General features: G+C 60.6%; 20 protein-coding genes. 7 read left to right on the top strand and 13 right to left on the bottom strand.

The window, feature by feature from the left end:
• The first annotated feature begins 65 nt into the window (after positions 1-65).
• Positions 66-1,067 (top strand): LacI family DNA-binding transcriptional regulator, encoded by a 1,002-nt coding sequence (locus tag ACJ8PE_RS14765; protein WP_164057542.1) that lies wholly within the window; start codon positions 66-68, stop codon positions 1,065-1,067.
• A 41-nt stretch (positions 1,068-1,108) separates the two neighbouring features.
• Here ACJ8PE_RS14765 and ACJ8PE_RS14760 read toward each other — a convergent pair whose 3' ends face one another.
• From ACJ8PE_RS14760 to ACJ8PE_RS14745, 4 genes are all read right to left on the bottom strand, one after another.
• A complete protein-coding gene (locus tag ACJ8PE_RS14760; protein ID WP_404768945.1) occupies positions 1,109-2,551 on the bottom strand; it encodes a glycoside hydrolase family 32 protein in 1,443 nt (480 codons plus the stop codon).
• On the bottom strand, positions 2,548-3,807 hold the full coding sequence (locus ACJ8PE_RS14755) for an MFS transporter (RefSeq protein ID WP_047576088.1): 1,260 nt from the start codon (positions 3,805-3,807) through the stop codon (positions 2,548-2,550). The genes ACJ8PE_RS14760 and ACJ8PE_RS14755 overlap by 4 nt, the downstream gene beginning before the upstream one ends.
• Before the next feature lie 168 nt (positions 3,808-3,975).
• Positions 3,976-5,280 (bottom strand): MFS transporter, encoded by a 1,305-nt coding sequence (locus ACJ8PE_RS14750; protein WP_197760005.1) that lies wholly within the window; start codon positions 5,278-5,280, stop codon positions 3,976-3,978.
• 93 nt (positions 5,281-5,373) lie between these two features.
• Positions 5,374-6,072, bottom strand: coding sequence for a DAPG hydrolase family protein (locus ACJ8PE_RS14745; RefSeq protein ID WP_025302572.1), 699 nt, complete (start codon positions 6,070-6,072; stop codon positions 5,374-5,376).
• 93 nt (positions 6,073-6,165) lie between these two features.
• Here ACJ8PE_RS14745 and ACJ8PE_RS14740 point away from each other — a divergent pair, with 93 nt between their 5' ends.
• Entirely contained in the window at positions 6,166-6,810 is a 645-nt protein-coding gene (locus ACJ8PE_RS14740; RefSeq protein ID WP_197760006.1) for a TetR/AcrR family transcriptional regulator, read from the top strand.
• A gap of 56 nt (positions 6,811-6,866) precedes the next feature.
• On the opposite strand, the gene pckA is transcribed toward ACJ8PE_RS14740, so the two are convergent.
• Positions 6,867-8,486 (bottom strand): phosphoenolpyruvate carboxykinase (ATP), encoded by a 1,620-nt coding sequence (gene pckA, locus ACJ8PE_RS14735; RefSeq protein WP_442536799.1) that lies wholly within the window; start codon positions 8,484-8,486, stop codon positions 6,867-6,869.
• Between the two features lie 432 nt (positions 8,487-8,918).
• Here pckA and ACJ8PE_RS14730 point away from each other — a divergent pair, with 432 nt between their 5' ends.
• Positions 8,919-10,262, top strand: a complete 1,344-nt coding sequence (locus ACJ8PE_RS14730; protein WP_442536798.1) for a 2-hydroxycarboxylate transporter family protein — start codon at positions 8,919-8,921, stop codon at positions 10,260-10,262.
• A 328-nt stretch (positions 10,263-10,590) separates the two neighbouring features.
• Positions 10,591-12,009, top strand: coding sequence for a serralysin family metalloprotease (locus ACJ8PE_RS14725; protein WP_033652108.1), 1,419 nt, complete (start codon positions 10,591-10,593; stop codon positions 12,007-12,009).
• Positions 12,010-12,155: 146 nt separating this feature from the next.
• On the opposite strand, the gene ACJ8PE_RS14720 is transcribed toward ACJ8PE_RS14725, so the two are convergent.
• Positions 12,156-12,365, bottom strand: a complete 210-nt coding sequence (locus ACJ8PE_RS14720) for a hypothetical protein (RefSeq protein ID WP_033642834.1) — start codon at positions 12,363-12,365, stop codon at positions 12,156-12,158.
• A gap of 159 nt (positions 12,366-12,524) precedes the next feature.
• Between ACJ8PE_RS14720 and ACJ8PE_RS14715 the strand changes: the two genes are divergently transcribed.
• Complete coding sequence (locus ACJ8PE_RS14715) at positions 12,525-12,677, top strand: hypothetical protein (protein ID WP_162837208.1); 153 nt, start codon at positions 12,525-12,527, stop codon at positions 12,675-12,677.
• A gap of 38 nt (positions 12,678-12,715) precedes the next feature.
• On the opposite strand, the gene yniD is transcribed toward ACJ8PE_RS14715, so the two are convergent.
• On the bottom strand, positions 12,716-12,808 hold the full coding sequence (yniD, locus tag ACJ8PE_RS14710; protein WP_016928013.1) for a small membrane protein YniD: 93 nt from the start codon (positions 12,806-12,808) through the stop codon (positions 12,716-12,718).
• Positions 12,809-13,144: 336 nt separating this feature from the next.
• Here yniD and ACJ8PE_RS14705 point away from each other — a divergent pair, with 336 nt between their 5' ends.
• Together ACJ8PE_RS14705 and ACJ8PE_RS14700 are read left to right on the top strand one after the other, a co-directional pair.
• Positions 13,145-13,537: an ASCH domain-containing protein gene (locus ACJ8PE_RS14705; RefSeq protein ID WP_033638276.1), complete on the top strand. Its 393-nt coding sequence runs from the start codon at positions 13,145-13,147 to the stop codon at positions 13,535-13,537.
• 4 nt (positions 13,538-13,541) lie between these two features.
• Complete coding sequence (locus ACJ8PE_RS14700; protein WP_046686935.1) at positions 13,542-14,141, top strand: C39 family peptidase; 600 nt, start codon at positions 13,542-13,544, stop codon at positions 14,139-14,141.
• A gap of 55 nt (positions 14,142-14,196) precedes the next feature.
• Here ACJ8PE_RS14700 and ACJ8PE_RS14695 read toward each other — a convergent pair whose 3' ends face one another.
• From ACJ8PE_RS14695 to ACJ8PE_RS14670, 6 genes are all read right to left on the bottom strand, one after another.
• Entirely contained in the window at positions 14,197-14,436 is a 240-nt protein-coding gene (locus ACJ8PE_RS14695) for a YebV family protein (RefSeq protein WP_033642836.1), read from the bottom strand.
• A 134-nt stretch (positions 14,437-14,570) separates the two neighbouring features.
• Positions 14,571-15,506, bottom strand: a complete 936-nt coding sequence (locus ACJ8PE_RS14690; protein WP_197666332.1) for a Csu type fimbrial protein — start codon at positions 15,504-15,506, stop codon at positions 14,571-14,573.
• Positions 15,507-15,522: 16 nt separating this feature from the next.
• A complete protein-coding gene (locus ACJ8PE_RS14685; protein WP_373275647.1) occupies positions 15,523-17,994 on the bottom strand; it encodes a fimbria/pilus outer membrane usher protein in 2,472 nt (823 codons plus the stop codon).
• A gap of 22 nt (positions 17,995-18,016) precedes the next feature.
• A complete protein-coding gene (locus ACJ8PE_RS14680; protein WP_046686936.1) occupies positions 18,017-18,784 on the bottom strand; it encodes a fimbrial biogenesis chaperone in 768 nt (255 codons plus the stop codon).
• A gap of 20 nt (positions 18,785-18,804) precedes the next feature.
• Entirely contained in the window at positions 18,805-19,347 is a 543-nt protein-coding gene (locus ACJ8PE_RS14675; RefSeq protein ID WP_042784322.1) for a Csu type fimbrial protein, read from the bottom strand.
• On the bottom strand, positions 19,341-19,844 hold the full coding sequence (locus tag ACJ8PE_RS14670; RefSeq protein ID WP_197760007.1) for a Csu type fimbrial protein: 504 nt from the start codon (positions 19,842-19,844) through the stop codon (positions 19,341-19,343). The genes ACJ8PE_RS14675 and ACJ8PE_RS14670 overlap by 7 nt, the downstream gene beginning before the upstream one ends.
• Position 19,845 lies beyond the last annotated feature (1 nt).

Below are 19,845 nucleotides of genomic sequence, written 5' to 3'. Positions count from 1 at the left end.
GAGTAGAGTCCTGCGCCCGGTTATGGGATTATTCACTTTTACCCATTAATCATAAAGAAGGGCGCATGGCTTCGCTGAAAGACGTCGCAAAACTTGCCGGAGTCTCGTTGATGACGGTGTCCCGCGCCATCAATGAGCCCGGCAAGCTGCGGCCGGAAACCTATCGGCGCGTCAAACAGGCTATCGATCGGTTGGACTATGTGCCGGATCTGTCGGCGCGGCGTATTCGCGGTGACGGAAATCGCGTGCAGACGCTCGGCGTGCTGGCGCTGGATACCGCCACGACGCCGTTCTCGGTGGAAATGATCCTGTCGATTGAGAAAACCGCGCGCGAGCGCGGCTGGAACAGCTTCGTCGTCAACCTGTTCGCCGACGACAACGCCGAACAGACCGTCGATCTGCTGCTGGCACATCGGCCGGATGGGGTGATCTTCACCACGATGGGGCTGCGTGAGGTGACGCTGCCGGCCAAACTGCTGGACAAAAAGCTGGTGTTGGCCAACTGCGTCAGCCCGGCGCATTCGATCGCCAGCTACATTCCTGATGATGAGCAAGGGCAGTATGACGCGACGCGCACGCTGATCGCCAAAGGCTATCGCGCGCCTTTGTGCATTCATTTACCGGCGGATACGCTGGCGGCGGGGCTGCGCCGCCGCGGTCTGGAACGCGCCTGGCGCGAAGCGGGGCGCGATGTTGAACAGCTGCGGCAGTATCATCTCGATCTGAGCGCCGGCGATCAAAGCTATCGCGACTGCGTAGCGTTGCTGGAGCGGCATTTTTCCGCCGGCCGGCGCGATTGCGATGTCGTGGTGTGTGGGAACGATCGGATAGCGTTTCTGGCGTATCAGGTATTGCTGGCGCAAGGATGGCGGATACCGCAGCAGGTGGCGGTGCTGGGCTACGACAATATGGTCGGCACCGGCGAGCTGTTCCTGCCGGCATTGACGACGGTGCAGCTGCCGCATTATGAACTGGGTCGTCTTGCGGCGCTGCATGTGATTGAGCGGCGGGAACAGCGTGATACGGTGAAAGTGCCTTGCCCGCTGCTGGAACGTGGTTCGCTGTAAACGCACCGGGGGCGTCGCTGCGCGCCCGGTGCTCATTCCCATTACCCCCAGATGCTTGCCAACTGCCATCCCGTGATGGGCTCGAACAGCGCCTGGCCGCCTTCGGCGAACAGGCTGAGGCGGCGATCGCCCGCCGTCGGATAGATGCGGCTGGTCAGGCAGGCCTGCCCCTGATTAACGAAGATCTCCAGCGAGGAGCGATCGATAAAGATCCGCAGCGACAGAATGTCACCCTCCGGCAGCGGCACACTGCGGCAGGTGCACAGCGCCGGGTGTTCATTAAAACGCTCCAGCACCAATCGGTGTGACTGATTGTCGACGAACAGCCGCGCCGCACTCCCAATGGCCAGCCCGTACCGCTCGGCGTCGCTGTCGGCCGGTCTCAACGTCATGATGAGCTCCTGCATATCGTTCGTCAGCGGCAGATGCTGATTGGTCAGCGTCTGCGCCGACAACGTCTGCGATCCTCGGCGCAACGCCGCCAGTTCACGAGCCGGATTCATGCGGACGCTGCCGTCGGCGGCCAGCGTCAGCTCGCGTGGCAGGGTGAGGGCGCCGGCCCAGCGGTGCGCTTTGCTGGGCATCGGTGATTCCCACATATCCATCCAGGCAAACAGCAGCCGACGGCCGTCGGCGGCGGTGAAGGTCTGCGGCGCATAGAAATCGTGGCCGGCATCCAGCTCGCAGAAGGGCTGCGTTACCGTAAAGTCGCCGTCCGGCCGCCAATGGCCGAGCAGATAGCCGCTCTGGAAGCGATTGCGGTAGCGGTAGCCCTGCGCCGCCAGCCCCTGCGGCGAAAACAGCAGCAGGTGTTGCTCCCCCAGCGGAAAGAAATCCGGGCATTCCCACATATAGCCCTGATGCGCCGTTTGCGCGCCGGCCAGCACCCGATCGAAGCGCCAGGCGCGCAGGTCGGCAGAGCGGTACAGGCGCACCTGGCCCAGGCCGTTTTCTTTGGCGCCGACCACCAGCCACCATTCGCCGTTTTCGCGCCAGACTTTCGGATCGCGAAAATGCTGAATGCCGTCCGGCGGGGCCAGTACCGGCCCGTGCTTGACGAAGCGTATGCCGTCTTCGCTGGTGGCCAGACATTGCACTTCCCGCACCTGGCTGTCGTCACCGGGTTCGCCCAACCACACGTGGCCGGTGTAAAGCAGCGTCAGCACGCCGTTGTCATCCACGGCGCAGCCGGAAAAACAACCGTCTTTGTCATAGGGCGCATCGGGCGCCAGGGCGATGGGTTGGTGCTGCCAGCGTATCAGATCGCGGCTGGTCGCGTGCCCCCAGTGCATGGGCCCCCAGTGTTCGCTATAGGGGTGATGCTGGAAGAACGCATGATAGACGCCGTCAATACAGATCAGGCCGTTGGGATCGTTGATCCAGCCGGCGGCCGGTGCGAGATGGAACTGCGGATAATAATCGTCTCGGCGCTCTGCGCGCAGGGCTTCGACCGCATGGTCGGCTTGAGCTAAAGCAGTGTTCATTGGACAGACTCACTTGATTTAATGGCGGATGGAAAGGGCGTTGCCGTGGCGGAGCGTTCGCCGCGCAGCAAGAAACAGGAGACAAGCGTGGTGGCGGCGACCGCGCAGCCCATCAGCAGATAGGTGTCGGCAAAGCCGATGCGGTCATAACCGTAGCCCGCCAGCGGCGACAGGAAGCTGGCCATCACCTGGGTGATGAACTGGAAGCCTACCAGGTACAGCGTGGAGGAGAGTCGGCTGTCGAAGCGGCTGGCGATGTATTTGAAGATAGCGATCAGCAGGATTGGCAACTCTACGGCGTGCAGCAGTTTCATGGCGGAGATCATCAGGGCGCCGGTGACCAACCCGGAACCGAACATGCGCAGCGCCATCACGCTGCCCGCCAGCAACAGCCCCTGCTTGGCGCCGATACGGTTCACCAGCAGCGGAGCCAGAAACATACCGCCGGCTTCGAGGAAGACCTGCAGCGAGTTGAGAAAACCGTACATCTCGTTGCCCTGTGCGCGAGAAGCGAACTGTGAAGCGAAGTAGACAGAAAATTGCTGATCGAAAACGTTGTATACGCTGATCCCCAGCACAAACACCACCAGCGCCCAGAAGCCCGGCATGCGCAGCAGTGCCAGCGCGTCCTGCAGCCGCAGGTTCTCCGGTTTGCCGAACGCCAGGCCGGCCATGGCGTTCGGCTTCAGCTCGCGTACCTGACTGAGCAGCAACAGGAACACCACGGCGGCGGCGGAGGCCAGCCAGAAATTGATGTTCGGGTTGATATTGAAGATAAAACCGGCCACAAAGGTGGCGCTGGCCCAGCCGAGCGAGCCCCACATGCGGGCGCGGCCGAACTCGAAACCGCTGATGCGGCTGACGCGCTCGGTATAAGATTCCAGCGCGCCGATGCCGGCGAAGAAGGTCGCGCCGATGAACACCCCGCCGACCAAAGCGCCGAGCGGCAGGCTGCTCGCCAGCAGCGGGGCATAAACGTAGATAAAGAACGGGCCGGTCAGCAGCAGCATCACGCCGAGAAACTGCAGCAGGTGTTTGCGCAGCCCAAGTTTGTCCTGAATAAAGCCGTACAACGGCTGTGCGCACAGCGCTACCAGCGAGATGGCGGAGAAGATCAGGCCGGTCTCGGCGCCTTTCAGCCCGATCTTTTGATTCAGCCACAGCGAGATCAGCGAAAAGCTGGAAGACCAGGTGAAGAAAAAGAAGAACAGCAGGCCGCTGAGCAGCACGTAATATTTTTTAGTTTCGCGGTTCATGGGTAGGGCCCCGGTGAGTGAAGTTAGCTCTATTGTTAACGTTAACTCGCGGATGGATGAAGCTGTCAGTTATCACTCATGCGATGTTAATCACAAAAGTTAACGTTAACATTGTTGCGTTGTGATCATTATCACGAGTTGGAATGGGGGCGATGCGCCCCCGGAGGATTAACGTTCGTTCAGCGAGCGCAGATGATCGTCGCGGCGCAGCGTCATCAGCGCAAACAGGCTGACCACCGACGTGGCGACCACATAGTAGGCGGGAATGTCGATATTGCCGGTCTGTTTGATGAGGCCGGTGATAATCAATCCGGCCGAGCCGGAAAACACCGCATTGGAAAGTGAGTAAGCCAGCCCCAGGCCGGTATAGCGCACTCGGGTCGGGAACATCTCCGCCAGCATCGCCGGGCCGGGACCAGCCAGCAGGCCGACCACGGCGCCGGCGATCATGACTGCCAGCCCTTTGATCCACAGTGAGCTCTGCGCATCCTGCAACAGGTGCAGCAGCGGGAAGGTGAACAGGATCACCGCCGCCACCGCCGTCAGCATCACCGTTTTTCGTCCCAGCCTGTCGCTGATGATGCCCGCCGGCAGGATGGTCAGGGCGAAACCGACGTTGGCCAGCACCGTCGCCACCAGCGCTTGCTGGAAGGTGGCGTGCAGCGAGGTTTGCAAATAGGAAGGCATCACCACCAGGAAGGTATAGCCGGCGGCCGACCAGCCCATCATGCGGCCGATGCCGATCAGAATGGTTTTCACCACGCCGCCCAGCTTCGCTTCCGGTGGGGTGATAGCGTGTTCCGCATGTTGCTGCGCCTGGGTAAACGTCGGCGTTTCCTCAAGCTTGAGCCGCAGCCACAGCGCCACGGCGCCCATCGGCAGCGCCAGCAGGAAGGGAATGCGCCAGCCCCAGTCATGCAACTGCTGCACGCTCAGCAGCGCGGCCAGCAGCGCCACCAGCCCGGCGCCGGCCAACAGGCCGAGCGCGACGGTCAGCGATTGCCAGGCGCCGAACAGCCCGCGCTTGCCCTTTGGGGCGAACTCGGTCATCAGCGACACGGCGCCGCCGAATTCGCCGCCGGCGAACAGCCCCTGGAACATACGCAGCAGCGTCAGCAGCAGCGGGGCGGCGACGCCGATCGAGGCATAGGTCGGCATGACGCCGATCAACGCCGTCGCCAGCGTCATCAGCAGCAGGACCGCAATCAGCGTCGGACGACGGCCGATGCGATCGCCGATGCGGCCGAAGATCACCGCGCCGATCGGCCGGCAGAAAAACGCCAGCGCGAAGGCGGCGTAGGTGAGGATCAGGCTGGTGATTTCATTTTCACCCTGCAGCGTGAAAAAATTGGCGGCGATAACGGTGGCCAGGAACCCGTACACCCCGAACTCGTACCATTCGATAAAGTTGCCGACCGAGCCGGCCAGCAACGCCTGACGCGACCGGCGCGCGTCGAGAGTCTGTTGATTCATCCCCGTTCCCATACATTTGAATTATTGTTCGTCAGTTCTAAATTTATACGACAAAACAATCAATTGATTTCAGCGGGAACTGTGAGGCGCGATTCACCAGAGCAACGGCGCCGGCTCGCGGCCGTTTTCGGCGTAGTACAGCGACGGCAGGAACTGCGCCAGATAGCTGAACTCGTTGTAGCAGTGGCGCATCAGGTTAAACCCGATGTCGTCCGACAGTTCGTCGTGGGCGTTGGCGCAGGCTTTACCCAGCAGGAAACGGCTGCGCAGCACGCACCCGTAGGGCGTATCGCGCGCCAGATGCAGCATTTCGCCGTCGCAGGGATCGCCGTTGTCATCCAACGCCACCTGGTCGCCGAAGCCGATGCGCGCGCACACGGCGGCGGAGAGCGCCTGCGCGTCACGCGCCTGGCGCAGCGGTTGCGGCGCGAAGAAGTCCTCGGCGGCGTGGAATTTGAGGCGCGCCGCGACCGGCGGCAGCTCCGCCAGCCATTCGACCGCTTCGATGCTGGCGCCGACGTAGCTTTCCCCTTTTTTCCAATGGCGGTCCCAGCCGCGATGTTCGACGTGATCGTGCGGGTGCCACCAGTTGATGTGCTGCGTGTTCTCAAAGAAGGTGAACCACCAGTCCAGCATGCGCCCCTTGCAGCCGTGCAGATCGGTACGGACCGCGACGGTCAGCAAACCGTCGGCGCTGCGACTCAGCCCCATCTCCAGCCGCAGCGGTTCAGGTTTGAGCAACTCGTTGATATCGTTAACGCCCCACGGCGCCAGCAGGGAAGGATGTGTCATAATGGGTTCCTGTTTTATTTTGGAAACGAATTGTGTTTCCAAAATAAAGCTATGCCGCTATGCTGAGTCTGTCAATGCTTGTGAGGAATAAATATGGCGAACCCGAATGAAGAACCGCTGCGTGCTCGCGGCCGGCCGGCCACGCCGGAAACGGCGCTGCGCGCCGCGCTGGCGCAGGCGACGCTGGCGCTGTTGCTCGACGGCGGCTATGCCGCGGCAACGGTGGATGCGGTGGCGAAACGCGCCGGGGTGGCTAAAAAAACCCTGTATCGCTTTGCGGCCAATCGCGACGAACTGGTGGCGCAGGCGGTGAGCGGCTGGACCGAGGCGTTTCAGCCGGCCTTCGCCCAGGATGCCGGGCGGTGGGAGGCGGTGGCGCCGCTGTTGGAAAAAGGGCTGAAGGCGGTGGCGCTGCAGGTATTGAGCGCCGAAGCGGTGGGGATGTTTCGGTTGCTGCAAAGCGAGTTTCCGGGGCGCGAGGCGCTGCTGGACAGCTATCAGCGCAACGGCATTCAGCGCGGACGGGCGACGGTGGCGAACTGGCTGCGGCGCCAGCAGCAGTGCGGGTGGCTGCGTGAGCGCGACTGGGCACAAACCAGCGATCTGCTGTTGGCGATGGCCATCGCCGAACCGCTGCGGCAGATGACGCTGGGGCTGTTGCCGCCCGGCAGCGCGATCGACGAGCGCATCGCGGCGGCGGTGGCGCTGGTGATGCCGGGTTTGCTGGCGGAAGGATGAAAACAAGAAAGGGCCGAAAGTTCGGCCCTTAAACAGCAGGATGCAAAACGTCTGCGTTACAGCTTCGGCCCGGCGTTCACCAGCTTTTCGCCCGCCTGGGTGACGGTATATTTGGCGAAGTTATCGATAAAGCGCTGCGCCAGATCCTGCGCTTTCTCCTGCCACAGCGATTCGTCGGCGTAGGTTTTGCGCGGATCGAGGATCGACGGATCGACGCCCGGCAGCGCGGTCGGCACTGCCAGCCCGAAGATCGGCAGCGTGAAGGTGTCGGCCTGCTCAATGTCGCCATTCAAGATGGCGTCGATGATACCGCGCGTATCTTTGATCGAGATACGCTTGCCGCTGCCGTTCCAGCCGGTGTTGACCAGGTAAGCCTGGGCGCCGGCGGCCTCCATGCGTTTCACCAGCACTTCAGCGTATTGCGTCGGGTGCAGCGTCAGGAACGCGGCGCCGAAGCAGGCGGAGAAGGTCGGCGTCGGCGCGGTGATGCCGCGCTCGGTGCCGGCCAGCTTGGCGGTGAAGCCGGACAGGAAGTGGTATTGGGTCTGCTCCGGCGTCAGGCGCGACACCGGCGGCAGCACGCCGAAGGCGTCGGCGGTCAGGAAGATGATCTTGCGCGCGTGGCCGGCTTTGGACACCGGTTTGACGATGTTCTCGATGTGATAAATCGGGTAAGAGACGCGGGTGTTCTCGGTTTTGCTGGCGTCGTCGAAGTCGATGCTGCCGTCGGCCCGCACGGTGACGTTTTCGAGCAGCGCATCGCGGCGGATCGCCTGATAGATTTCCGGCTCCGCCTGCGGCGACAGCTTGATGGTTTTGGCGTAGCAGCCGCCTTCGAAGTTGAACACGCCGTCGTCGTCCCAGCCGTGCTCGTCATCGCCGATCAGCTGGCGTTTCGGATCGGTGGAGAGGGTGGTTTTGCCGGTGCCGGACAGGCCAAAGAACACCGCGACGTCGCCTTGCTCGCCGACGTTGGCCGAGCAGTGCATCGAGGCGATGCCCTTCAGCGGCAGCAGATAGTTCATGATCGAGAACAGGCCTTTCTTCATCTCGCCGCCGTACCAGGTGCCGCCGATCAGCTGCATGCGCTCGGTCAGGTTGAAAGCGACGAAGTTTTCCGAGTGCAGCCCTTGCTGCTGCCAGTCCGGGTTGGTGCATTTGGCGCCGTTCAACACCACGAAGTCCGGCTCAAAGTCCGCCAGCTCGGCGTCGCTTGGGCGGATAAACATGTTTTTCACGAAGTGCGCCTGCCAGGCCACCTCGGTGATGAAGCGCACCTTCAGGCGCGTATCGGCGTTGGCGCCGCAGAAGGCATCCACCACGAACAGACGCTTGCCGGAGAGCTGGTTGCCCACCAGCGTCTTCAGATGCTGCCAGACTTCCGGCAACAGCGGCTGGTTGTCATTCTTGCCGGTACCGTTGTCGGACCACCAGACGGTGTCGCGCGTGGTGTCGTCGCGCACGATGTATTTGTCTTTCGGCGAACGGCCGGTAAATTCGCCGGTCGCGACGTTGACCGCACCCAGTTGGGTGAGGGTGCCGCGTTCCAGCGGCGGCAGGTCGGCGCGGGTCTCTTCGGCGAACAGCAATTCATAGCTGGGGTTATAGACGATGTCGGCGGCCTGATGGATGCCGTAGCGAGCGAGGGTTTGTGGGGTAACAGCGCGTGAAGACATATTCTACTTCCTTATGAGTCATATTATGCCTTTTTCCCGTGCGGTGCCGCGCGCAGGATTAAGGTTCGGATCAAGCTGACCGGATTCAGCTAATGGCGTTTCCGGTTCTTTATTAATAAAGCAGGGGGCTTTTTCGCCCTCCTATAGCATAGCAGCGAATTTAAGCCTGATTACTTTAATTACAAAATGCTGACGATAATTAATTAAAACCAACCTTGGCGGAGGGTCACAATATTGAATTCCCTCAGCGTAATTTAGTTTTGCATTTTTATTTTTTATCATATTGTCAGTGCTGTCTACTGTTTTATTTCTTATTAGAAAAAGCGAAATCCGCAATAGGATTTTTGTAATTAGTTGTTTTCACTTGGCTATAGCGGGATTGTTGCGCCAGGTGAATCTAACCGTACTGTACGCTTGTCAGCAGGGTGAATAATGAAACAGATAAATGCAGGAATAGCCTGTGATAAAAATACGGCATCGTCCGAATCATCAGGATTAATTAATCAACTTCGTCAAATAGATATCGGTGCGGTGCCGATCGCGTTGTTTATCACGATTTGCGCCATCGTGGCGATTTCCGCCTACGCCAACTTCCTGCCGAAGAATATGATCGGCGGCCTGGCGGTGATAATGACGCTGGGCTTTGCGCTGGCGCAGTTGGGTAAAAGCATTCCGGTGCTGCGCGATATCGGCGGGCCGGCCATTCTGTGTTTGATGGTGCCATCGGTGCTGGTCTACTTCAACGTGTTCCAGCCCAACGTCATGGGCACCGTCCATCTGCTGATGAAAGACGCCAACCTGCTTTATTTCGTCATCGCCAGTCTGGTGGTCGGCAGCATTCTCGGCATGAACCGGGTGATCCTGATCCAGGGGATGATTCGCATGTTCGTGCCGCTGGTGGTGGGCACGGTCACGGCGGTGATCACTGGGCTGCTGGTGGGGAAACTGTTCGGCTTCACCTTCTATCACACCTTCTTCTTTATCATCGTGCCGATCATCGGCGGCGGCATCGGCGAGGGCATTTTACCGCTGTCGCTGGCCTATTCGGCGATCCTGGGATCGACACCGGACGTCTATGTCGCGCAGCTGGCGCCGGCGGCGGTGCTGGGTAATATCTTCGCCATCGTGACCGCCGGGGTGCTGGCGCGCATCGGTATGCAGCGCAAGGCGCTGAGCGGCGACGGCATGCTGATCCGTTCGGCGCAGGAGAACGCGATGTTCGCCATCAAGGAACAAAGCGGCAACGTCGATTTCCAACTGATGGGCGGCGGGCTGCTGGTGATCTGCGCCTTCTTTATCGTCGGCGGCCTGTTCGAGCATATCGTGCATATCCCTGGCCCGGTGTTGATGATCCTGTTCGCGGTGCTGTGCAAATACTGCCGGGTGATCCCGGCTTCGATGGAGACCGGCGCGCACAGTTTCTATAAGTTCGTCTCCACCGCGTTGGTGTGGCCGCTGATGATCGGTCTGGGCATGCTGTACGTGCCGCTGGAAAGCGTGGTTGCGGTGTTCTCGGTCGGCTATGTGGTGGTCTGCGGCTCGGTGGTGCTGTCGATGGGGTTGGTCAGTTTCCTGATTGCGCCTTACCTGAAGATGTTCCCGGTGGAAGCGGCGATCGTCACCTGCTGTCACAGCGGCCTGGGCGGCACCGGCGACGTGGCGATCCTGTCGGCGTCCAACCGCATGGGGCTGATGCCGTTCGCCCAAATCGCTACGCGCATCGGCGGTGCTTCCACGGTCATTGGCGCGACGCTGTTGCTCGGTTGGTTAGTCTGAGTCCAGAGTGTGTTATGGATAGCCGGGGTTGGATTGCCCCGGTTTTTTTATACTTTTTTCGACATCGTAATAATGCTGATTATTACCTTGAAAATCATTCATATGACGGAAAATCCCTGTCACACTTTTGATAAGAAAAATCTGTTCTCGGTAAAATGTGTCTATTCTCTTCTCTTAAGGGATTATCGTTCTCATTCAGAGTGCCGATGGAAGGCGCCAGCGCATTACCGATATCCCCGTATTGATTCAACACCGGGCCGCTGCCGTTCAGGCAATCCGCCAGTTGGGGCATCCCCCCGATTGAATTGACGAATATGGAGATAAGGTTATGTCATCAAGCAATGCTTCCGTTAAGGCCGAAGGCGTATTAGCCCTGCTGGGCGCTTATAAACCCGATGAAGACGACACCATTACCGTGCTTCATCCGTCGAAAACGTTCGAGAATGCCGGCCTGGAACTGGTGCGCGGCGATCGCAGTTGGCACGACAAGGGCGTGACCGAAAAGCCGGTCTCCCTGACCTACAGCTTCTGGGAAAAGGCGCCGGGCAATATGTCGAGCATGAGCATCAGCGGCTTCAGCAGCTTTAACGCGGAACAGCGCGAGCAGGCCAAACTGTCGCTGCAGTCATGGTCCGACGTGGCCAACATCACCTTCACCGAGACCAGCAACACCGCCGCCGCCAACATCAAATTCGGTCTGTTCGATTACAGCTCGCGCGGCTCCTATGCCTTTGCGTATAACCCGGATTCATCGCCTTCGGTCGCCGGTCAAACCTGGTATAACGCCAAGAACCACACCTTCGTCAACAACCAGATCCATGAAAACGAGTACGGCCGCCAGACCTTCACCCATGAGATCGGTCATGCGCTGGGGTTGCAGCACCCGGGCGACTATAACGCCGCGCCGGGCGTCAGCATCACCTACGCTAAAGACGCGACCTACTTCGAAGACAGCCGCGCCCACAGCCTGATGAGCTATTTCAGCGAAAGCAACACCGGGCAGGACTTTAAAGGCGCGTACTCTTCCGGGCCGTTGCTCAATGACATCACGGCGATCCAGCATTTCTACGGCGCCAACATGAACACCCGCACCGGCGACACGGTTTACGGTTTCAATTCCAACACCGATCGCGACTTCCTCACCGCCACCGGTGCGCAGGACAAGATAATCTTCACCGCCTGGGATGCCGGCGGCAACGACACCTTCGACTTCTCCGGCTTCGGCCAAAATCAGCGCATCAACCTGAATGAAAAGGCGTTCTCGGACGTCGGCGGCCTGAAAGGCAACGTGTCGATCGCGGCGGGCGTAACGATTGAAAACGCCATCGGCGGGTCGGGTAACGATGTGCTGGTCGGGAACGCCGCCGATAACGTGCTCAAGGGCGGCGCGGGCGATGATGTGTTGTACGGCGGTAAAGGGGCGGATCAGCTGTGGGGCGGCGCCGGCAAGGACACCTTCGTCTACTTCGCGGCGGATGAGTCGACGGCGGCGGCGCCGGATTGGATCCGCGACTTCGTGCGCGGCGAGGACAAGATCGATCTGACGCTGTTCAACACCGGCAGCGCCGACGGCATCCGCTTCGTCGATCAGTTCAGCGGCAAGGCGGGCGAGGCGAAGCTGAGCTACGATGCGCAAAATCACGTCAGCGATGTGGCGATCAACCTGGGCGGCGCCTTTGACGGCAACGATTTCCTGGTGAAAGTGGTGGGGCAGCCGCTGGATGCCGGCGATTTCGTGTTGGCGTAATGCAGGCAACAAAAATAGGGCGTTTTGGGCAAAAACCCGACAATTCCTATTAATTACGTCATATTAGCGTGACATAGTAGCGCGCAGAAGGCCGGGCTTGCATACCTCGGGCTTCTGTCGGATCGCCAACCTTTTCGGTTGGCGATTCATTTTCCGCCTTTCAGCATGTTGATGGCGGCGCCGAGCAGGATACGCCGTTCGATGTCGTTGCTCTCGGCCAGCTGCCGCGCCAGATGTTTCTCCAGCGTTTCCACCGACAGCGCCTCGCCGCGATGGCGCAGCTGCATCACGCTGTCGCCGATCAGGCGCGCGACTTCATCCCATACGGGTTTAATCTCCTGTTCCGAGAACGTCATGGCCTACACCTCGGTGGGTTGATTTTCGCCCAATGTAGCAGTTGAACTGCGGCTTCGCTACCGACGGCCAAAAACAGGAAGCATAAAAAACAAGCCATCAGTATTTCTTCTGGTTTTTGCGCTCAATACTTGCGGTGTCGAAAAGCAGGAGATCACAACATGAACTGGGTCGAAACCTTGGCGGAGTACTACCGCCTCAGCCGCACGGGTGAAACGCAACATTGGCTGTGCCGTCGCTGGTTGCCACAGGGGGAAGCGCGTCTGGCCTATTTGCGCGAGTTACTGGAGCCGACCGCGGCGCCGCGGCGGTGAGCAGGGCGCCGGCGGTTGGCCGGCGTCGTTTTATGGGATTAACCGAACGCTATCGCTGCCCAACGCAACAGCAACAACGCCAGGCAGATCAGCAGCAGCACCACCACCATTTTACTGAGCTTGTTGCCCATGCGTTTTGTCGCCACGTCGCCCTCTCTTAACTGAAATACCATCCGCCGGCGATGGCGATGAGCAACAGCGTCGCCAACGCGACGCTGTTGAGTAAATCGCTGAAGGTATCGTCAGCATCGAAATCGTCTTGCCGCATGTTGCCGCCTGGCGTTGCCATTGAGTGAATAATGTTCACAGTATGCGCCCCGTAGCGCTGAAGGCACAGCGAAGAACGGTAAAAACGCGTAAAGACGGCGCTGGCATAACGCGCAGTCGCGCTTGTGACGGATGCAGACGGCCGCCAATACGTTGTACTATCCTGTCTGCATTGAGGCATTTTTCCAAAAGGTATAATCATGGCGACGGCAATTCCACAGAAATACGAGCACCTTGAGCGCTGGGCGTTCGGCGATACCGAACAGCAGGCCGATGAAGTGGTGCAATTGATTTTGAACGGCACCAAAACGGCGACCTGCTCCAACCTGGACGGCGAGGGCATCCCACAGGCCGGCGATCGGTTCCTGGTGGTGGACGGCAAGGGAGAGCCGGTCTGCGCGGTTGAGCTGACCGCGGTGGAAATGAAAACGTACGATCAGGTCGATGAAGCGCACGCCTTTGCCGAAGGCGAGGGCGATCGTTCGCTGGCGCATTGGCGCAAAGAGCTGCAACGCTTCTTCGAAGAGTACGATCTGTTCTCGCCGGACATGACGCTGGTGCTGATGAATTTCAAAGTCGTCGACAAGTTCTAAACTGATGCGCGCCGTTCCCTACGAGTGCCAGTGGGCGAGCCCGGAGATGGCCGCCGATCTGATCGCCGGCCGCGCGACGCTGGCGCAAGACGAGAATTGGGCGCGCAGCGGCGCCCGCGATCGGGCGGAGTACGTCGAGTGGGCCAACCACGTGTGCGGCATGGCCTGCCTGAAAATGGTGCTGGGCCACCGCGATGGCGAAGCGCCGCCGCTGTTGGAACTGGCGCGCCGCAGCCTGCCTTATGGCGCCTATGTGCGTGAGAACGAGCGGATAAAAGGGCTGATTTACGCGCCGTTCGTCGAGTACGTGCGCGAGCAGTTCGCGCTGCAGGCGGAGGTGAAGGTGGGGCTGGCGGCCGCCGATGTGCCGGCGCTGCTTCATGAATGCCGCTACTTTATCGCCTCGGTGCATCCCGCCATTCGCCGGCCCGAGAGCATACCGCCGCAGCGGGGCGGGCATCTGGTGTTGATCACCGCCGCCGATGCGCAAAGCGTGACCTTCCATAATCCTTCGGGCGACAGCCCGGCGACGCGCGAGCGAGTACAGCTGTCACTCAACCGCTTCGCCCACTTCTTTGCCGGCCGCGGCATCGCCATCGCATAAAAAAACGCGCTGTTTCTGATGAAAGCAGCGCGTCGTCAGCCGACTGGATGCATTTTCATGCCACCCGCATCACCCAGGCGTCCGTGTGTCGATCGTAGTGTTGCTTGTACAGCAGCGACTGCTTGCCGTTGAGGATGGCCGGAATGCTGGTGTGTTCATCCCAGCCGTCGAGCTGCATGCACAGATCCGGATCGGACTTGCAGGGGATGCTCAGGGTGCCTGCACGGTCGGCGGTGGCGTGAAGATGCGCGTCATCGACCTCGAAGCTGCCAATTTTTACGACGGTTTTGCTCATGGGAACTCCTTGCTCAATGATGTGGTAGGAGGTTAGACCAGTCAGGTCATCGGTATGAGCATAGCCAAATGAGCAAAAAATGCCACATAAAAAATACACTCTGGCAACATTCGGCCGGGCGGCTAGCGGCTGCGCTAGTAAGTCACGACATAGCTGACGTTATCCTGATAGGTGCCGACCGGCACTTCGGTCTGCGCCGGATTGACGGCGGCGGTAAAGGGGATGCTTTGCGCCAGGCCAGTGCCGGTGCCGCTTTGCGCGTTGGTGCTGCTCCACACGGTGCTGGTATTGGGCAAATAGATCTGATACTGCAGGAAGTTGCTGGTGCCGCTGAGCATTTGCCGCCAGCCGGTGATCGGATTGTTGCCGTTGGTGAAGTAGGAGCTGTAAGACTGGGATTTGGTGCAGGTCAGCGTGATGCTTTGGTTGATCGGATTGAATTGCCCCACTAAGGCCATGCTGCCGAAGTTGACGTTGTTGGCGGTGTTGATCAGGCAACTCTTGGTGATGACCGCGGTGACGGTCACGGTGCTGGGTTGATTGGTGCCGTCCCACCAGATGCAAAGCCCTATCAGGCCCAGGCCGCAGATATGGTAGTTCCACACCAGGTTGATGGTATCGGTATAGGTGCCGGCGCTGACGTTCGCGCCGACGACGGTTTTGATATACACCGGAAAGTTGACGTTGGAAGAGATCAGGATCAGCGACAGCAGATTCAGCGAGCTGTAATCGATGGTCTGGCCGACGCTATACGGATACTGGTAGTTCGAATCCGGGTAGATCAAATAAGAAATTTTATCGCCTGAGCCGTTGCCGTTCAGCAGGGCCATGTTGTTAGTGGTGGAAGCGATCTTGACCGTGACGGTGTTTTGCGTCAGCAAATTGAGCCCGAGCCCGGTGCAGTTCAGCCCCGCGGTGCCTTGGGCGCTTATCTGGCCGTTGTAGACGGCGAAGGAGTTGCTGCTGGGCAGGGTAACCGTGCCGTTGGTGGTGGCGCAGTCCGCCAGCGCGCGTTGTCCGCACATCAACAGCAGCGCCGCCAAAAAGATTTTCACTTGCCGAGACATCATTCTTCTTCTCCGTGTGTTACTGGCAGACGAGAGGGCCGACGCGTTGCAGCCCCTGCGGGTTGGCCAGGCTGAAACTGACCTGGCACGGCGGGCCGCCGTCGGCTGGGATTACGCTTAACCGGTTGTGTTGCTGCACCGGATCGATATAGGTCATGCCATCCCATCCGACGTAGCTTTGTTGATTGCCGCCGAGCACCGCCACCTGGCTGCCGTTGGCCAGCGGTTTGCCTTGCGCATCGACCAGCTCCACGTCGGCGGCGGACATGCGCTGGACGGGGAATTCGACCAGGTAGCCGCTGTGATCGCGGATGGCGACGGTTTTTTCGACCGCCGGCAGGTTAACGTCCGCCGGTAAATTGAGCGGGTCGATTTGGAACTTGGCGTGGTAATACGAGGTGACGGTGGGCACCAGCAGATAACCTTTGTCGTTGGTGACGCCGATGCGCTGGTTCTCGTAGCTGACCGGTATGCCGGCGTAGCCGTCGGTCGATACCAGCGCGAAGGCATCGTTGATGGTGTTGGTGGCATAAACGCCGCCGTTCATCGCCACCAGAGAACCGCTGACTTCGCCCCAGCGGGTGTAGTCGTTACGGTTGCCATACAGCCCGGCGCGGGTTTCCAACAGCGAGGTGCGCCAGGTCACATCCGCCTGACGATAATCGCTGTTGCTGCCCTGGCCGCCGGCATAGGCCAGATTCCAACCGAAACCGCCGTCGGTCGGCGCGGCGCGGCTGTAAGCCACGCGTTCGCTCCAGCGGTTGCCGGCGTCGCGGGCGGTGCTGACGTTGGCGGTGCCCCAGGTATCGAACGGAATGCTGATCTGCAGCTGAGAGCTGTAACCGTCACCGCCAATCTCGCGGTTCGCCGAGGCATACAGGCTGATGTTGCGCCACAGCGTCAGGCTGTACGACAGGTTGACCAGGCGAGTGCGCTGGCCGATGGCGTCGCGCACGTCGAAATAACCGGCGCCCAGGCTGCCGAAGCGGCTCAGGCCGATGCTGCCGGTCAGCTGATCGGTGCGGCGGCTCAGCCGATAGCTGCTCTTGTAGGTGGATAGATCGCCAAAGTCCGCGCTGCGCAGCACCCGTTGAGCGTTGAGGCTGAAATACTGATTGCTGTAGGTGTAGCTCAGGCTGGTTTGATCGCCGTGTCGGCCGGCGTACTGATAGACCGGCTCGGCATCCGGTTGCTGCACCGGTTGGCCGGTGACCGGATCGTAATACCGCGGCGTGACCGGAGGGGCGTTGAAAGCGTCGCGGCCCGCCTGGCTGTAACTGTAGGAGGCGTTGAGCACCCCTAGCTGCCCGATGCGCACGCCGGCGCCGGCGCCGGTGACCGCCAACTCCGCCGCACCTTCCGCCCGCCCTTCGAGCGTGAGCCAGTCGGTGACGCCGTAACGTCCGCTGCCGCTGGCCACCCACTGGCCGTAGTCCGCGGATCGGTAACCGTAGTTTTGGCGCAGCGCGCCTGCCGACAGGCTGAAATCGCTCAACCCGGCCTGCAGCAGCGAACTGGCGACATAGAACGGCACCGTCGTGCTGATCTGGCGGCCGAGCGCATCGGTCGTCACCACCGTCGCCTGACCGGCGCCGTTGATGTAGGGCACGGTATTCAGGGTGAACGGGCCGGGATTCACGTTGGCGGAGGTGTTTTTATAGCTGTTGATGTACAGATCGACGCTGCTCGGCACGGCGGCCTGGCCGGAGAACTGCGGCAGCGGATAGGTAATGAGATCCGGCCGCGTGGCGAAATTACGCGCTACCTGCAGACCGCCGACGCGCACCGAACTGGTCCAGGGCAGCGAGCCGGTCGTGAGATCGCCGGCGGTATAGCTGAGCATGGCGTCGTCGTCGCTGTAGCGCCAACTGCTGTCGTAGCGGATATAGCGATTGTTCTGCTGCGCGGCGGTCTCGCCGTTGAAGCTGCTGCGGAAAATGCCGGTGTTGGCGATAACGCCGAAGCCGTCGAACAGCCGCTGTTCGCTCCAGGCGGAAAAATAGCCCGGATTGCCGCGCCCGCCGCTTTGGCTGACGTAGGCGTCGTAATTCAGCAAGAAGCCCAGGCTGCTTTGCGCCGGCAGCCGCTGCTCCGGGTTGGCGTCGCCGAGGGTTTGCCTGGGGAGCCAATCGTTGGGCACCGAGATCAGCAACTGCTGCGTTTCGCCGCTGTAGGTGACGTCGACCTTATCCAGTTGATCGACGGCGATCTCTTTCACCTGTTTGTCCGTCACCGGCAGGCCGGCATCGATCAGCTGCTGAGGCGTTAAATAATAATGGCCGCCGCGGTAGGCGACCGGCACGACTTTGCCGGTCGGGCGGCCATTCACCACCGGCTCCAGATACAGCGTGGTATCCGGCATGCTGACGGCGCGGGGCGGCGGTGGCAAATCGTCGGCGGCGGCAGGCGGCGGGCACAGTTCTACCGCCATACAGAGTACGGCCAGGGCCAGCGGCTTGAGCTGCATGCCGCGTGAGGGCGATGGCGACATCCGCATCACCTGCGCCTCGGGCTCAGTAAGACGGAAGGGTTACGGGCTGCTTGTTGTCGTTGACCATCGCCTGCAGCTTGCCGGCGGCAAAACTGCCCGACGGCGGCAGGGCGAAACGCATTTGCGAACCCGGCAGCACATAGCCCAGCAGCCCGTTGTTGAGCGGTTTGCCCTGAATGCTGACCTGCGACAGGCGAGCATGCACGATGCCGTCATTGCGCACGTCGAGCCAGCGCTGGCTGTTTTGTTGCAGCAGCCGGTAGCTGAGCTTCGGCTGGTTGGCGGTGGCGTAGTCGCGCGGGTGTTCGAAGTCTTGCTTGGTCCAGACGCCTTTGCCGCTGACGAACAGCGGCACCGAATAACGCATCTGGAATTTCAGCCCCATCTGCGCGCCTTTGTCGGGCGCTGCGCCATCTTTATCTTTGATCGGCACTTCATCGACCAGGATGCGGTAAGCCCGCTCTTGTCCGGCGGCGGCCGGCGTCTGCTTGATCAGGCGAATCAGTTGGCGTTTGCCGGGGAGAATGGTGGCGACCGGCGGGCTGGCGAGCACCTCGCTCTGGTTGCGGTAATCGTCCTTACCGCCGGTTTGTTGCCAGCCCAGCACGCGAATTTGCATGTAAACCGGCTTGCTGTCGCGGTTTTCCAGCCACAGGGCCGTCGCCTGCTGGTTGTCTTCAATAACCGGATCGATGGGCCAAATCAGAATGGAGGCGGCGGCGAAGGCCTGCGGCTGGCCGGCTAACAACAATCCTGCCAGCAGAGGCAGGCGAAGCAGAGTAGTACGCATAATGTGATCCTTTTAAAAGCTCAATAACTCACCGTCACTAAGACCGTATCGTTGTAGGTGCCGCTGGTGGGCAAGGTGCTGCTCGCCATTAAACTGGCGTAGATTTTTATTTCCTGCGTGCTGCCGGTGGAGGAGACGGTTTGGGCGGCGCCGCCGTTGCCGCCGTCTCCCCACAAAACGGCGTAGTTGGCATCCTGGTAGAGCTGGTAAATCAGCGTTTCCGAGGTGACCGAGTTCAACAGCTTGCGCCCGCCGGCGATGGAGCCGGTCACGTTATTGCCGACGTTCAATCCCAGGGTGACGCTGAGCCCGGGGTTGCAGCGGATAAGGATCGAGCCGGCGCCGGCGCTCGAGACAATTTTTATCGGGCTGCTTAAAGACGCCACCTGGCCGAAGCTCATGCTGCCGAACGAGGTAACGTTGGTGACGCCGCTGCCGAGCACGCAGCCTTTGATGATCGAAGCATTGACCGTGAAGCCCTGGCTGACGGTATCGGCATGTGCCGCCGGAGCGCCAAGCAGCGCCGTCAGCAGCAGGGTGCGCAGCGTTCCGTTAATCACCAATTTATCGTCACCTGTACCGTGTCCGTATAAGTGCCCGTCGCCGGCGTCGCCTGCACCGGGATCATGCCGTACACCGGCAGCCAGACGCTTTGACCGGTGGCGGTCTGCGTCACGCCGGTGACGTTATCCCAGACGGTGGCGTAGCTGGCGCTGGTATACAGGTTGTAGTTCACGCGGGCGCCCGCCGCGCTTTGCAGATAGCGCGAAGCGGTATTGCCGCTCTGTCCGCCGCTGAGCAGCACCGTGTAACTGGTGCCGTTGTTGCAGTTGATCTGCAGTGCGCCGGCGTTCGCCTGGCCGGTCACTTTTATCGCCGTATTGAGGAAGTAAACCGTGCCGAAGTTAAAGGTGCCGAACGTGGTGTTGCCGCCGCTGGTGGTGCCTGCGACACAGGATTTGGCCAAGGTGGCGCTGACGCCGACCGTCGCAGTGCTGACGTCGGCGCGGCAAGCGCCTGCCAACGACAGCAGCATGCAGGTGACGGCCAGGCGCGTCATG

It is taken from the genome of Serratia sp. CY74737 (assembly GCF_052166775.1).
GTDB lineage: Bacteria > Pseudomonadota > Gammaproteobacteria > Enterobacterales > Enterobacteriaceae > Serratia > Serratia ureilytica.
The sequence above is the reverse complement of the archived record's forward strand: the minus strand, read 5'-3'. Positions and strand labels throughout refer to the sequence as shown.

Bases quoted from the DNA above. Each gene is read 5' to 3' on its own strand.
- ACJ8PE_RS14720 (WP_033642834.1), bottom strand. From the start codon at position 12,365: ATGACGTTCTCGGAACAGGAGATTAAACCCGTATGGGATGAAGTCGCG.
- ACJ8PE_RS14680 (WP_046686936.1), bottom strand. From the start codon at position 18,784: ATGCGTACTACTCTGCTTCGCCTGCCTCTGCTGGCAGGATTGTTGTTA.
- ACJ8PE_RS14765 (WP_164057542.1), top strand. From the start codon at position 66: ATGGCTTCGCTGAAAGACGTCGCAAAACTTGCCGGAGTCTCGTTGATG.
- ACJ8PE_RS14685 (WP_373275647.1), bottom strand. From the start codon at position 17,994: ATGTCGCCATCGCCCTCACGCGGCATGCAGCTCAAGCCGCTGGCCCTG.
- ACJ8PE_RS14690 (WP_197666332.1), bottom strand. From the start codon at position 15,506: ATGATGTCTCGGCAAGTGAAAATCTTTTTGGCGGCGCTGCTGTTGATG.
- ACJ8PE_RS14705 (WP_033638276.1), top strand. From the start codon at position 13,145: ATGGCGACGGCAATTCCACAGAAATACGAGCACCTTGAGCGCTGGGCG.
- ACJ8PE_RS14715 (WP_162837208.1), top strand. From the start codon at position 12,525: ATGAACTGGGTCGAAACCTTGGCGGAGTACTACCGCCTCAGCCGCACG.
- ACJ8PE_RS14755 (WP_047576088.1), bottom strand. From the start codon at position 3,807: ATGAACCGCGAAACTAAAAAATATTACGTGCTGCTCAGCGGCCTGCTG.
- ACJ8PE_RS14670 (WP_197760007.1), bottom strand. From the start codon at position 19,844: ATGACGCGCCTGGCCGTCACCTGCATGCTGCTGTCGTTGGCAGGCGCT.
- ACJ8PE_RS14740 (WP_197760006.1), top strand. From the start codon at position 6,166: ATGGCGAACCCGAATGAAGAACCGCTGCGTGCTCGCGGCCGGCCGGCC.
- ACJ8PE_RS14695 (WP_033642836.1), bottom strand. From the start codon at position 14,436: ATGAGCAAAACCGTCGTAAAAATTGGCAGCTTCGAGGTCGATGACGCG.
- ACJ8PE_RS14745 (WP_025302572.1), bottom strand. From the start codon at position 6,072: ATGACACATCCTTCCCTGCTGGCGCCGTGGGGCGTTAACGATATCAAC.
- pckA (WP_442536799.1), bottom strand. From the start codon at position 8,486: ATGTCTTCACGCGCTGTTACCCCACAAACCCTCGCTCGCTACGGCATC.
- yniD (WP_016928013.1), bottom strand. From the start codon at position 12,808: ATGGGCAACAAGCTCAGTAAAATGGTGGTGGTGCTGCTGCTGATCTGC.
- ACJ8PE_RS14730 (WP_442536798.1), top strand. From the start codon at position 8,919: ATGAAACAGATAAATGCAGGAATAGCCTGTGATAAAAATACGGCATCG.
- ACJ8PE_RS14750 (WP_197760005.1), bottom strand. From the start codon at position 5,280: ATGAATCAACAGACTCTCGACGCGCGCCGGTCGCGTCAGGCGTTGCTG.
- ACJ8PE_RS14700 (WP_046686935.1), top strand. From the start codon at position 13,542: ATGCGCGCCGTTCCCTACGAGTGCCAGTGGGCGAGCCCGGAGATGGCC.
- ACJ8PE_RS14725 (WP_033652108.1), top strand. From the start codon at position 10,591: ATGTCATCAAGCAATGCTTCCGTTAAGGCCGAAGGCGTATTAGCCCTG.
- ACJ8PE_RS14760 (WP_404768945.1), bottom strand. From the start codon at position 2,551: ATGAACACTGCTTTAGCTCAAGCCGACCATGCGGTCGAAGCCCTGCGC.